The following is a 12,491-nucleotide window of genomic DNA, read 5'->3' on the forward strand; positions in this document are numbered from 1 at the left end:
CGGAAAGCTTCAGCAGGATAGCGCCGCCCCCAGGCGATGCAAACGACGGGGTCACTCCCCGTCCTTTTTCAGCGCCTTGAGCACGGCGAAGGGCGACTCCTCCGGCGTGTCCGGCGTGTAGTTGAACTCCGCCCCCGGCTTGCGGGGAAAGGGATCGATCTCCAGGGCCAGGTGCTCCACCAGGATATGAGCGAGGTCGATCTCGTCGCTCTCCAGCACGTCCGGCGGGTCGGGGGACTCGAGATCCAGCGCCAGTTCGCCGCCTTCCGATTCGCCGTAGGCGTTCGGGCTTCCCGCCGGAACCATCTGCAGGGCGATTTCGCCGGTCAGCTGCTGTTCGAAGGGGTCGAGGCTGATCCCGCAGATCTGGCCGACGGTGGCGGTGAAGCGGCCGGTGATCTCGGCGCCATCCAGCCAGGGCCGGACCCGAAGGTCGGCGACCAGGGCGGGCAGGCTGTCCAGCAGCAGTTCCTTGGCCAGGGCGGCGCGAACGGCCTCGTCGGGCGCCAGTCGGACCTCGATGGGACCGCGGGCCAGCTCGCCCAGCCGAATCAGGTGGGTCCAGTCGCTCATGCGCGCCCCCAATCGACGTCGCCCTCCAAGAGGGCGTCCAGCGGCTGTCCGGCCAGAGAGGCGCGGCGCGCCAGGACATAGACGGCCAATTGCGGGGCGTGTTCGGCCGAGCCCTGGGCATAGACCGTGCGGACCAGCAGGGCCTCCAGCGGACCATTGTCCGGCAAGGCCTGGAAGGCGGTCTCATACGACTTCACGCGGCCATAGAAGGCCTCGCCCAGCTTGCGCATCTTCTTGCCGACCGAGACGTCGCCGACCCCCATCTCGCGCAGGGCGTCGTCCAGGGCGCTGAGATAGGTGTCGAACAGCGCCTGGGAGGTCTCGGCGGCGCGGGGGCCCTGCCCTTTCAGACGGTCGAGCAGCAGGAAGACGTGGGCGGTGTAGAGCTCGAAGCGGCCCTCGACCGTATCCGGGGCGGCCAGGTCGGCGTAGAGGCTGGGCGTACGGGCCTGGGCGACCACGCCGGCATAGAGCTTCCGACCCGCGTTTTGCGCGGTCCGGGGACGGAAGAAGCGGTCCAGGAACATTCAGGCCTCGATTTCGCCCTCAGGCGCAGCTACAGGCGGCATTGAACTAAGGGGCCGCGACCGATAGGTCAAAGTCTCGAACAAATGAACAGGTCCGGTTCGCACATGTTTCGTCGCGTCGCCTTTGTCGCACTTGCTGGTTGCCTCATGGCGACGACCGCCTGCGCGCCGATCACCACCTATTCCGGATTCCAGGCCATCGAGGCCAATCCGAAGGACGTGAAGGTGGGGACCGACACCAAGTCCACCGTCCGGGCCAGCCTCGGCTCGCCCTCGGCCACCTCGACCTTCGATCCCAATGTCTGGTTCTATATCGACCAGGTGAAGGAGCGCGTCGCCTTCCGCCGGCCGGTGGTCACCTCGCGCAATGTGGTCGCCGTGACCTTCGACAAGGACACCGAGCTGGTGAAGACCGTCGACACCATGACGCTCAAGGACGGCAAGGTCATCGCCTTCAACGGCCGCGAGACCCCGACGCGCGGGCGCGAGCTGACCATTCTCGAACAGCTGCTGGGCAATGTCGGACGCGGCACCATGCTGCCGAACGAGGACGAGAACGCGCCAGGCAATCGCCCGGGCGATCGCCGGTAGTTTCCTTATCCCTCCTCTTTATGGGGAGGGACCGGCGGCGAAGCCGCCAGGGTGGGGAGTTCGGTCACCTGCGCGCAAGCTTCGGAAAGCCCCACCCTCGACCGCTGCGCGGTCTGCCCTCCCCACAAGGGGGAGGGAGAAGAAACGAAAAACGCCCCGGAGATCGCTCTCCGGGGCGTCTTCTTTGGTCGTCGTCGGTCGGACTAGCCGGCCGAGTGGGCCAGGACCGCCAGCAGCAGCAGGGCCACGATGTTGGTGATCTTGATCATCGGGTTCACCGCGGGACCCGCGGTGTCCTTGTAGGGGTCGCCGACGGTGTCGCCGGTCACCGCGGCCTTGTGGGCCTCGGATCCCTTACCGCCATAGTGACCTTCCTCGATCAGCTTCTTGGCGTTGTCCCAGGCGCCGCCGCCCGAGGTCATCGAGATGGCGACGAACAGGCCAGTGACGATCACCCCCATCAGCATGGCGCCCAGCGAGGCGAAGGCGTTGACCTTGCCCGCGATGGTCTGGATCACGAAGAACAGGACGATCGGCGACAGCACCGGAAGCAGGCTGGGAACGATCATTTCCCGGATCGCGGCGCTGGTCAGGATGCTCACGGCCCGGCCGTATTCCGGCTTGACCTCGCCAGTCATGATGCCGGGGTTTTCCCGGAACTGACGGCGGACTTCCTCGACCACGGCCTCGGCCGCACGGCCCACGGCGGTCATCGCCATACCGCCGAACAGGAAGGGCAGCAGCCCCCCGAACAGCAGCCCGACCACGACGTATGGGTTGGAGAGGTCGAAGGCGACCGCGCCCAGGCCGTCGAAGAACGAGCCGGGGGTGGCGTTGGCCGCGAAGTACTTCAGGTCCTCGGTATAGGCGGCGAACAGCACCAGGGCGCCGAGGCCCGCCGAACCGATGGCGTAACCCTTGGTGACCGCCTTGGTCGTGTTGCCCACGGCGTCGAGCGCGTCGGTGGTGACGCGCACTTCCGGCGGCAGGCCGGCCATCTCGGCGATGCCGCCGGCATTGTCGGTGACCGGGCCGAAGGCGTCGAGAGCGACGATGAAGCCCGCCAGGGACAGCATCGAGGTGGTGGCGATGGCGATGCCGAACAGGCCGGCGAAGCCATAGGTGACGATGATGCCGGCGATGATCACCAGGGCCGGGGCCGCGGTGGATTCCAGCGACATGGCCAGGCCCTGGATCACGTTGGTGCCGTGGCCGGAGACGCTGGCCTTGGCCACCGACTTCACCGGACGGAAGCCCGTGCCGGTGTAGTACTCGGTGATCACCACGATCAGGGCGGTCACCGCGAGGCCGGCGATGCCGCACCAGAACAGGCTCATGGCGTCGAAGGTCTTGTCGCCCACGGTGAGCGGCTCAGGGACCAGCGAGGTCACGACCCAGTAGATCGCGCCCACCGACAGGACGCCGGTGACGATCAGGCCCTGATAGAGGGCCCCCATGATGTTGTTGTTCTTGCCCAGGCGCACCGCGAAGGTTCCCAGGATCGAGGTGACGATGCAGACGCCGCAGATGGCCAGCGGCAGCAGCATCATGTTGGTGACGACGGTGGCGTTGTCGCGGAAGAAGATCGCCGCGAGCACCATGGTGGCGACGGTGGTCACCGCATAGGTCTCGAACAGGTCGGCGGCCATGCCGGCGCAGTCGCCGACATTGTCGCCGACGTTGTCGGCGATGGTCGCGGCGTTACGCGGGTCATCTTCCGGAATGCCGGCCTCGACCTTGCCCACCATGTCGCCGCCGACATCGGCGCCCTTGGTGAAGATGCCGCCGCCCAGACGGGCGAAGATGGAGATCAGCGAGGCGCCGAAACCGAGCGCGACCATGGAGTCGACCACATCGCGGCTGGTGTTCTCAAGCCCCAGGACCTGGGTCAGCACGGCGAAGTAGCCCGCCACCCCGATCAGGGCGAAACCCGCCACCAGCATGCCGGTGATGGCGCCCGAGCGGAACGCCAGGGACAGGCCCTTGGCGAGGCTCTCGGAGGACGCCTGGGCGGTGCGGACATTGGCCCGCACCGAGATCAGCATTCCCACGAAGCCGGCGAGGCCCGACAGGGTCGCCCCAACCAGGAAGCCGACGGCCGCGTACCAGCCGATCAGGAACCCGACCGCGACGAGGATGACCGCGCCCACCATGGCGATGGCGGTGTATTGCTTGTTCAGATAGGCCTGCGCGCCTTCCTGGATCGCCGCGGCGATCTCCTGCATCCGCGCATTGCCGGGCGAGGCCCGCAACAGGGACAGCGTCTGAAGCACTCCGTAGAGCACGGCCAGAAAGCCGGCGGCGATCACCAGCCAAAGCGTAGTCTCAGAACTCATAGTTTAAGCGCCCCTATGGATTGCACGGAGTTGGCCGACCCCGCCCCGAGAGGCGGCCGACGGCGTTCCAGGCCCTGATGGTTTCCCCAGTATTGGGACGTCGTGGATCCGCCGCCCCTTATCGTGGGCGGGACGTTGCCAGTTGTAACGGGCGCGTGCAACGCCCTGTTGACCAAGGTTCGGGCGACGCGACGGAAGCCGGGCGCGGGCTAGGGGCGGATTTCAGCGGCGCCGCGCGGTCCGGCGGCCTTGGGCGGGGCGATCCGGCGCTTGGGCGCCTGAGAGGTGATGGTGATGGCCTTGATGTCCTTCGGCCCAGCAATGGCCACGGCCTCGCGCATCATGGTCGCCTGCAGCCTTGCCGCATCGACGCTCATATAGTCCTTGGGGCTGGTGAAAGGCGTCCGATGACCGGCCCGGACCAGGGCGTCGCGGAAATAGGGCTCGCGCTCCCGAAGCTTGGCGGTGTTGGCCGAGGTGGTCAGCACCACACGGACGGAAACGAAGACGTAGTTGATCAGCTTGCCATCCACCACGATGGGCAGGGCCACCGGCGAGAGGTCGACATACTGGCCGACATCCTTGGGCGCGGCCTTCTCCTCGGCGGCCAGCGCGGGGCCGGCGCAGAGGGTGGCGAACGCGATGGCGATGAGGCGGCGGCGGAGCATGGGGCATCCTCGCCGAATATGGTTGCCGCATCCTTGCCGGCCCGGCATCCTCGACGAAGCGCCCATATCGAGGACCCGCAGGATCCGTATTTCAGAAGGCAGGTCGGTCAGTCTCCGACGCATCGAGGCGGACGACCTTCCGCAGATCGCCCCTCACCTCTTCACAGTCTCGATCACCGAGCCGCTCACCGAACTGCCCCGGCTCCAGGCCGTGCACGCCGCGACGGGGCTCTGGCTGGAGGACTCCGGCGCGGTGGCCATTGTCGAGAACGTCGGCGGCCGAATGGTCGGCACGATGCAATTCTACCGTTCCAGCCCCGTCATCCACGGTTATGAGCTGGGCTACATCGTCCACGACCCGGCCGATCGCGGCAAAGGCTATGCCTCGGAGGCCACGCGCCTGCTGACCGAGCTGCTGTTCGCCGAGCGGCCCGGCTGTTTCCGGCTGCAGCTGATCATCGAGACCTGGAACGAGGCGTCCTGGCGGATCGCCGAGCGCTGCGGCTATGTCCGCGAGGCGCTGCTGCGAAAAGCCGGGTTCAGCACCGAGGATCCCGAGGATTGCTACCTCTACGCCCGGATCCGCGGCGACTAGAGCGTGACAGCCTGAAGTGGATACCGGTTCAGGCGCCCGTCACGCTCTAAACTTTTGAAGATAGACCCTTTTCATCCGGTCAGATGATTCCATCTGACCCGGAAAGGGTCTAGCTGTGCAACCAGCCGCCGGCGCCCGGCTCGATCGGAACGCCATCGACCAGCACCTCGACGCCGGCGCCCGCTACGATCTCGCCGATGAGGGTCAGGCCTGGGATGCGGACAGCGTCCGGCGCCACGGCGCAGACGATCTCATAATCGTCCCCGCCCGAGGCCAGGGCGCGCAGGGCCGCGGCGCGGTCGTCCTGGAGGCCCAGCCACCGGTGGGCGGCCGGAGACAGCGGCAGGCGATCGAGGTTCAGCCGCAGTCCGGCCCCGCTGGCCCGGGCGATGTGGCCGGCGTCGGCGATCAGGCCGTCCGACACGTCGGCGGCGGCCTTGGCCTGGTCCCGTAAGGCCGCGCGCAGGTCCAGCCTTGGCGTCGGCAGGCGGTAGCGATCGGCCAGGTAGCCGTCCGGGTCGTCCAACTCGCGCCGCGCCGCGGCCAGGCCCAGCCAGCCGTCGCCGATGGTTCCGCTGACCATGACAAGATCGCCAGCCCTGGCGCCGGCCCGGCGGATCATCCTGCCCGCCGGGACCCAGCCCAGCATGGTCAGGGAGACCATCAGCGGCCCGTGCGTCGAGACGGTGTCGCCACCCAGCAGGACCAGGTTGGCGCCGTCCTGCGCCAGTCCGGCGGCGAAAGCCTGGCGCTCCGACCATCCGAAGCTGGGGGGCCAGGCGACCGCCAGGAAATAGCCGTAGGGCTCGGCCCCCTTGGCGGCCAGATCGGAGAGGTTCACCCGCAGCAGCTTGCGCGCGATCAGGCCCGGAGCCTCGTCGCTCAGGAAATGCACGCCCTGGACCATGGCGTCCTTGGTGATCACCAGGTCGAACCCCGGGCGCGAGGGGATCGCCGCGGCGTCGTCCAACAGATCGAAGGCCTCCGCCGCCCCCTTGGTCAGCGGGCGGTAGAGGCGGGCGATCTGCTCGAATTCATCTGGGCCGGACATCCTGAGCCACCGCGTCCAGGGCGCCGTTCACGAAGCCCGGCTCCGGGCCTTCGAAGAACGACTTGGCGAGCTCAACATATTCGTCGATCACCACCTCGGTGGGCACGTCGGCGCGATGGGCCAGCTCGAAGGCGCCGGCGCGCAGGATGGCCCGGACCGTGGCGTCCAGCCGCTCCAGCCGCCAGCCGGCGGCCAGGCGCTTCACCACGGCGCTGTCGATCTCGCGCTGGGCGCCGACCACGCCGCGCACCAATTCGGCGAAGAACGCCTCGTCGGCGCTGGCCAGGGTGTCGCCCTCGGTGGCCTCGTCGCCTTCCACGCCGCGGTCGAACCGATGGTCGGCGAACTCGCGGATCACCGCCTCGACGCCCGCGCCGGAGACTTCCATCTGGTAGAGGGCCTGGATCGCGGCCAGCCGGGCCACGGAACGCATGCTGTGGACCGTGCCGCTCATCGGACGGCCTGGCCGAGCAGCTGGCGCTTGAGCGCGATCATCTCGAGCGCCGCGCGCGCCGCGCCGCCGCCCTTGTCGCCCTCGCTCGCCCGCGCCCGCGCCCAGGCCTGGTCGCCGTCCTCGACGGTCAGGATGCCGTTGCCGATGGCCAGGCGCTTGCCGATGGCCAAATCCATGAGCCCGCGCGCGGACTCGTTGGAGACGATCTCGAAGTGATAGGTCTCGCCGCGAATCACCGTGCCCAGCGCCACATAGCCGTCATAGCGGCGGCCGGCCGGACGATGACCGCCCTCCTCGGCGATGGCGATGGCGCCGGGAATCTCCAGGGCGCCGGGGACGCTGATCACGTCGTATTCGGCGTCATGGGCGGTGATCACGTCGGCGGCCGCCTTCAGCAGCTCGTCGGCCAGATCGTCGTAGAAGCGCGCCTCGACCACGAGGATGCGGATTTTCTCTTCGAGCATGTGAAGTCCTTTTCGAAGCGACCCTTTAGGCCGTTTCGCGCCAGCGGGCGAGATAGCGCGCCAGCATATCGATCTCCAGGTTCACGCGGCTGCCGACCTTGAGCCTGCCCAAGGTGGTCACATCCCAGGTGTGGGGGATCAGGTTCACCCCGAAAACGTCGTCCTCGACCTCGTTCACGGTGAGGGACACGCCCTGCATGGTGATCGAACCCTTGGGCGCGATGAAGCGGTGCAGCGGACGCGGCGCGCGGACCCGGACCCGGTGCGAGCCGCCCTCGCTTTCGATGGAGATCACCTCCCCCACCCCGTCCACATGGCCGGAAACGATGTGGCCGCCCAGCTCGTCGCCGACCCGTGCGGCGCGCTCCAGATTGACCGGGTCGCCGGCCTTCCACTCATCGAGGGTGGTCATCGACAGGGTCTCGCCGGAAACCTCCACGGCGAACCAGCCCTCGCCCTTCTCCACAACGGTCAGGCAGCAGCCGGCGTGGCTGATCGAGGCGCCGATATCAACGGTGGAGAGGTCGAAGCTGGTCTCCACCTCGAACCTGCGGTCGCGGTTGGTGTCACGGACAGCGCGGACGCGGCCCACATCGGTGACGATCCCGGTGAACATTCAGACCCTCTCATAACGCTCCCAGAGGTCGGCGCCGACCTCCCGGACTTCAAGACGCCGCAGCCTCGGCGCGTCGGCCAGGGCGGCCACCGCCAGGGCGCCGATCCCCGGCCGCCCCTCCCCGCCGATCACCACGGGGGCCCGGAACCATTCCAGCCGGTCCACCAGCCCGCAGCGGAGGAAGCTCGCCGCCACCTGGCCGCCGCCCTCGACGAACAGCCGCGACAACCCTTCCCTTGCCAGGGTTTCCACCACGTCACGCAACGCCGGACGTTCCTCGCCGACCGCCTGGACCTGCAGGACCCGGACGCCGGCGTCGGTCAGGCGAGGCTCCGGCGGGGTCGTGGACACCAGATAGGTCGGGATATCGCGGGCCGTGGCGACCAGCTTGCAGCCGTCGGCCAGCCTCTGTCGACTATCCAACACAACGCGGGCGGGCTGGGGGCCGGTCCAGCCGGGCAAGCGGACGGTCAGTTCGGGATCATCGGCGAGCGCAGTCTCGACCCCGACCACCACCGCGTCGTGCTCCGAGCGCAGCCGATGCACGGCCTCGCGCGCCTCCGGCCCGGTGATCCAGCGGCTCTCGCCCGTCGCCGTGGCGATGCGGCCATCCAGCGAGGTGGCAAGCTTGAGGGTGATCGTCATTCTTTTCCCTCCCCTTTATGGGGAGGGCAGATCCCGAAGGGATCGAGGGTGGGGCTTTCTGAAGCTCCCGCGCAGATTGCCGGACCTCCCCACCCTGGCGGCTTCGCCGCCTGTCCCTCCCCATAAAGAGGAGGGAAAAGTGGGCTACCGCTCATCCTCGGAGGCCTCGCTCAGGCCCTCCTCGCCGAGGAAGGTCGCGAACTCGCCGGCCTCGCGGAAGTCGCGGTAGACCGAGGCGTAGCGGACATAGGCCACGTCATCGAGGCTCTTGAGCTGCTTCATGACCAGTTCGCCGACCACGGACGATGCGAGCTCGGTCTCGCCCATGCTCTCAAGCTGGCGGGCGATCAGCGAGATCATCCGCTCGATGCGTTCCGGCTCGATGGGCCGCTTGCGGGTGGCGATGGCGATCGAGCGGGCCAGCTTGTCGCGCTCGAACGGCGTGCGCCGCCCCGACCGCTTGAGGATGGTCAGCTCGCGCAGCTGCACCCGCTCGAAGGTGGTGAAGCGGCCGCCGCACTCCGGGCAGAGGCGACGGCGGCGGATGGCCGCGCCGTCTTCCGACGGACGGCTGTCCTTCACCTGGCTCTCGGCGTGACCGCAGAATGGGCAGCGCATGATGTAGCCCCTCCTGGCCTACCTAGCCCCCAGATACAGGGTCTAGCCGTAGATGGGGAAGCGTTTCGTGAGCGCCAACACCTCATCACGCACCTTGGCCTCGACGGCGGAATTGTCGCCGCCCTTGGAAAGGCCGTCCAGGACCTCGCCGATCCAGGTCCCGACCTGGCGGAATTCGCCGGGTCCGAAGCCGCGGGTGGTGCCCGCCGGGGTTCCGACCCGCAGGCCCGAGGTCTGCATCGGGGGAAGCGGATCGAAGGGAATGCCGTTCTTGTTGGTGGTGATGTGAGCCCGCTCCAGGGCGACCTCGGCGTCGGCGCCCGACACGCCCTTCGGCGTCAGGTCGACCAGCATCAGGTGGCTGTCGGTGCCGTTGGAGACAATCTTGAAGCCGGCGGTCTGCAGGCTGTCGGAAAGCGCCCGGGCGTTGTCGATCACCTGGCGGGCATAGAGCTTGAACTCCGGCTTCAGCGCCTCGCCGAAGGCCACGGCCTTGGCGGCGATCACGTGCATCAGCGGGCCGCCCTGCAGCCCGGGGAACACCGCGGAGTCGATCTTCTTGGCCAGTTTCTTGGAGTTGGTGAGGATCATGCCGCCGCGGGGACCGCGCAGGGTCTTGTGGGTCGTGGTGGTCACCACATGGGCGTGCGGGAACGGGTTTGGATAGACTCCGCCGGCCACCAGGCCCGCATAGTGGGCGATGTCGACCATCAGGATGGCGTCGACGCTGTCGGCGATCTCGCGGAAGCGGGCGAAATCGATGTGGCGGCTATAGGCCGAGGCGCCGGCGATGATCACCTTGGGCTTTTCGGCCAGGGCCACCTCGGCGGCCTGGTCGTAGTCGATCAGATGGTCCTGCTGGCGGACCGAATAGGCCACGGGCCGGAACCATTTGCCCGACTGATTGACGCTCTTGCCGTGGGTCAGGTGGCCGCCCGCCGCCAGGTCCATGCCCATGAAGGTGTCGCCGGGGCTCATGGTGGCCATGAACACCGCCTGGTTGGCCTGGCTGCCCGAGTGCGGCTGCACATTGGCGTACTCACAGCCGAAGATCTGCTTGGCCCGCGCGATGGCGATCTCCTCGGCGATGTCCACCACCTCGCAGCCGCCGTAGTAGCGCTTGCCGGGATAGCCCTCGGCGTACTTGTTGGTCAGGACCGAGCCCTGGGCCTCCATGACCGCGCGCGAGACGATGTTCTCGGACGCGATCAACTCGATCTGATCCTGCTGGCGCTTCAGTTCGCGCGACAGCACGGCGGCGATGTCGGGGTCGGCCTCGGCGACGCGGGCGGAGAAGAAGGCGTCGGCAGGAGCCTGGGTATGGACGGTCATGGGCGTGGCTTTCGGGAATCTTGGGAGGGGCGGAGGCCAGGGGCGCTCTTTAGCGCCTTAGGCCGGGTGAACCAAATCCTGGGAACAAACTCGACGTCCGGGCGTTGCTGGCGGACCGGAGGTGCGCGCGTGCGCGGCCTTGCGGCCGTGAATGTCGCGCAGTCAGGGGGCTTTGTATGAGTATGGACGTCGAACCCGAGGGTCGTTCGGGCGAAGAGTTGCTGCGCCTCGGCGCCGATATCGTCTCGGCCTATGTGAGCCGCAACGCCGTCTCGGTGGACGCCGTTCCCGACATTATCAGGTCCGTACATGGCGCGCTGGAGTCGCTGGGTCGCGCGGCCGTCGCGCAGCCGGAGGAGCGGGCCAAACCCGCCGTCCCGATCAACCGTTCGATCCAGAGCGACTTCATCGTCTGCCTGGAGGACGGCAAGAAGTTGAAGATGCTGAAGCGCTATCTGCGCTCGCGATACGACATGAGCCCTGACGACTACCGCCGCCGCTGGGGCTTGCCGCCCGACTATCCGATGGTGGCCCCGGCCTATGCCGCGCGGCGCAGCGATTTCGCCAAGAAGATCGGCCTTGGGCGAGGCGTCCGCCGCGGGAAGTAACCGCATTAGGGCTCGGTGGTCCCAGCGAACGCGGGGATCCAGATGGTGAATAAGCGGACCGGCCGCTAGGTTTTGATCAGCGAACCCTGGGGGTCTCCGAATGTGTTGAACACCGCGCGGGTATGCGCCCGCGCGGCTCGAATCTCAAGGTCTAGGCGGCCACGCCCCCGACGCGGGCGATGTTGCAGTGGACCCAGAGCGTCTCGAGCGCCCCGGCCAGGTATTCCATCATGTCGTCCGTGTGAGCCGGCGACGGGGTGAAGCGCAGGCGCTCCGTGCCGCGCGGCACGGTCGGGTAGTTGATCGGCTGCACATAGATCCCGTGCTCGGCCAGCAGGATGTCGGAGATCATCTTGCAGTGAACCGCGTCGCCCACCAGGACAGGGACGATGTGGCTGACCGACGGCATCACCGGCAGACCGGCCTTCAGCAGCCGGGCCTTCAGGGTCGCGGCGCGCTCCTGATGGGCGATGCGGACCTCGTTGTGGTCCTTCAGATAGCGGATCGAGGCCACCGCGCCGGCGGCGAGCGCCGGCGGGATCGAGGTGGTGAAGATGAAGCCGTCGGCATAGGAGCGGATGGCGTCGACGATCATCGCGTCGGCGGCGATGTAGCCGCCCATGACCCCGAACGCCTTGCCCAGCGTGCCCTCGATGATGTCGATCTGCGCCATCACCCCGTCGCGCTCAGCCACACCCGCGCCGCGGGGGCCATACATGCCGACCGCGTGGACCTCGTCCAGATAGGTCATGGCGCCGTACTTCTTGGCCAGCGCCACAGTGCCCGGCAGGTCGGCGATGTCGCCGTCCATGGAATAGACGCTCTCGAAGGCGATGACCTTGGGGGCGTCGGCAGGCGCCTCGATCAGCAGTTGCTCCAGGTGTTCCAGGTCGTTGTGGCGGAACACCCGGCGGCTGTCGCGACCGCCGGCCCGGATGCCGGAGATCATCGAATTGTGGTTCAGCTCGTCAGAGAAAATGATCAGGCCGGGCAGGATCTTGTAGAGCGTCGAGAGCGAGGCCTCGTTGGAGACATAGCCGGAGGTGAACAGCAGCGCGGCTTCCTTGCCGTGCAGATCGGCGAGCTCGTGCTCCAACTCAACATGGTAGTGGGTGGTGCCCGAGATGTTGCGTGTGCCGCCCGAACCCGCCCCGGCCTCGTCGATGGCCTTGTGCATGGCGTCCAGCACGAGGGGGTTCTGGCCCTGGCCCAGATAGTCGTTCGAGCACCAGACCGTCACGTCCGCCTGGGTCCCGTCGGTCTGGGTCCAGGTGGCGCGCGGAAACTGGCCGCGATGGCGCTTGAGGTCAGCGAACACCCGATAACGGCCTTCCGAACGGACTCGTTCGAGGGCTGAGCGGAAGGCGTCCTTGTAATCCATCGACTTGAACTCCGCCCTTGGCGATCGACGAT

Annotated in this window: 15 protein-coding genes; 3 read left to right on the forward strand and 12 right to left on the reverse strand. The window is 67.7% G+C overall.

From position 1 onward, the window contains the following. Positions 1–51: 51 nt before the first annotated feature. Together V6M51_RS14595 and V6M51_RS14600 are read right to left on the reverse strand one after the other, a co-directional pair. Positions 52–573: a YceD family protein gene (locus tag V6M51_RS14595; RefSeq protein WP_332768270.1), complete on the reverse strand. Its 522-nt coding sequence runs from the start codon at positions 571–573 to the stop codon at positions 52–54. Continuing rightward, positions 570–1,100: a ubiquinol-cytochrome C chaperone family protein gene (locus V6M51_RS14600; protein ID WP_332768272.1), complete on the reverse strand. Its 531-nt coding sequence runs from the start codon at positions 1,098–1,100 to the stop codon at positions 570–572. Before V6M51_RS14600 ends, V6M51_RS14595 begins: the two co-directional genes overlap by 4 nt. 105 nt (positions 1,101–1,205) lie before the next feature. Here V6M51_RS14600 and V6M51_RS14605 point away from each other — a divergent pair, with 105 nt between their 5' ends. Next, positions 1,206–1,691: an outer membrane protein assembly factor BamE gene (locus V6M51_RS14605; RefSeq protein ID WP_371129856.1), complete on the forward strand. Its 486-nt coding sequence runs from the start codon at positions 1,206–1,208 to the stop codon at positions 1,689–1,691. Positions 1,692–1,894: 203 nt separating this feature from the next. Here V6M51_RS14605 and V6M51_RS14610 read toward each other — a convergent pair whose 3' ends face one another. Together V6M51_RS14610 and V6M51_RS14615 are read right to left on the reverse strand one after the other, a co-directional pair. Next, complete coding sequence (locus tag V6M51_RS14610; protein ID WP_332768275.1) at positions 1,895–4,027, reverse strand: sodium-translocating pyrophosphatase; 2,133 nt, start codon at positions 4,025–4,027, stop codon at positions 1,895–1,897. A 209-nt stretch (positions 4,028–4,236) separates the two neighbouring features. Beyond that, positions 4,237–4,695 (reverse strand): hypothetical protein, encoded by a 459-nt coding sequence (locus V6M51_RS14615; protein ID WP_332768277.1) that lies wholly within the window; start codon positions 4,693–4,695, stop codon positions 4,237–4,239. Positions 4,696–4,717: 22 nt separating this feature from the next. Here V6M51_RS14615 and V6M51_RS14620 point away from each other — a divergent pair, with 22 nt between their 5' ends. Beyond that, positions 4,718–5,290, forward strand: coding sequence for a GNAT family N-acetyltransferase (locus tag V6M51_RS14620; RefSeq protein WP_332768279.1), 573 nt, complete (start codon positions 4,718–4,720; stop codon positions 5,288–5,290). A 109-nt stretch (positions 5,291–5,399) separates the two neighbouring features. On the opposite strand, the gene thiL is transcribed toward V6M51_RS14620, so the two are convergent. From thiL to glyA, 7 genes are all read right to left on the reverse strand, one after another. Then, on the reverse strand, positions 5,400–6,341 hold the full coding sequence (gene thiL, locus V6M51_RS14625; RefSeq protein WP_332768281.1) for a thiamine-phosphate kinase: 942 nt from the start codon (positions 6,339–6,341) through the stop codon (positions 5,400–5,402). Beyond that, positions 6,325–6,795, reverse strand: coding sequence for a transcription antitermination factor NusB (gene nusB / locus V6M51_RS14630; RefSeq protein WP_332768283.1), 471 nt, complete (start codon positions 6,793–6,795; stop codon positions 6,325–6,327). The genes thiL and nusB overlap by 17 nt, the downstream gene beginning before the upstream one ends. Further along, a complete protein-coding gene (ribH, locus tag V6M51_RS14635; RefSeq protein ID WP_332768285.1) occupies positions 6,792–7,259 on the reverse strand; it encodes a 6,7-dimethyl-8-ribityllumazine synthase in 468 nt (155 codons plus the stop codon). The genes nusB and ribH overlap by 4 nt, the downstream gene beginning before the upstream one ends. 25 nt (positions 7,260–7,284) lie before the next feature. Beyond that, complete coding sequence (locus tag V6M51_RS14640; protein WP_332768287.1) at positions 7,285–7,875, reverse strand: riboflavin synthase; 591 nt, start codon at positions 7,873–7,875, stop codon at positions 7,285–7,287. Next, complete coding sequence (locus tag V6M51_RS14645; protein ID WP_332768289.1) at positions 7,876–8,520, reverse strand: RibD family protein; 645 nt, start codon at positions 8,518–8,520, stop codon at positions 7,876–7,878. It lies immediately after the preceding gene. A 144-nt stretch (positions 8,521–8,664) separates the two neighbouring features. Next, complete coding sequence (gene nrdR, locus V6M51_RS14650; RefSeq protein ID WP_254833343.1) at positions 8,665–9,138, reverse strand: transcriptional regulator NrdR; 474 nt, start codon at positions 9,136–9,138, stop codon at positions 8,665–8,667. A 42-nt stretch (positions 9,139–9,180) separates the two neighbouring features. Further along, positions 9,181–10,470: a serine hydroxymethyltransferase gene (glyA, locus tag V6M51_RS14655; protein WP_332768291.1), complete on the reverse strand. Its 1,290-nt coding sequence runs from the start codon at positions 10,468–10,470 to the stop codon at positions 9,181–9,183. 176 nt (positions 10,471–10,646) lie between these two features. Here glyA and V6M51_RS14660 point away from each other — a divergent pair, with 176 nt between their 5' ends. After that, positions 10,647–11,078, forward strand: coding sequence for a MucR family transcriptional regulator (locus V6M51_RS14660; RefSeq protein ID WP_332768293.1), 432 nt, complete (start codon positions 10,647–10,649; stop codon positions 11,076–11,078). Between the two features lie 151 nt (positions 11,079–11,229). Here the strand turns inward: V6M51_RS14660 and hemA are convergent, their stop codons facing one another. Continuing rightward, entirely contained in the window at positions 11,230–12,459 is a 1,230-nt protein-coding gene (gene hemA / locus V6M51_RS14665) for a 5-aminolevulinate synthase (protein WP_332768294.1), read from the reverse strand. Positions 12,460–12,491: the final 32 nt, after the last annotated feature.

Origin of the sequence: Phenylobacterium sp. (genome assembly GCF_036677185.1) — a bacterium.
Taxonomy (GTDB): Bacteria; Pseudomonadota; Alphaproteobacteria; order Caulobacterales; family Caulobacteraceae; genus Phenylobacterium.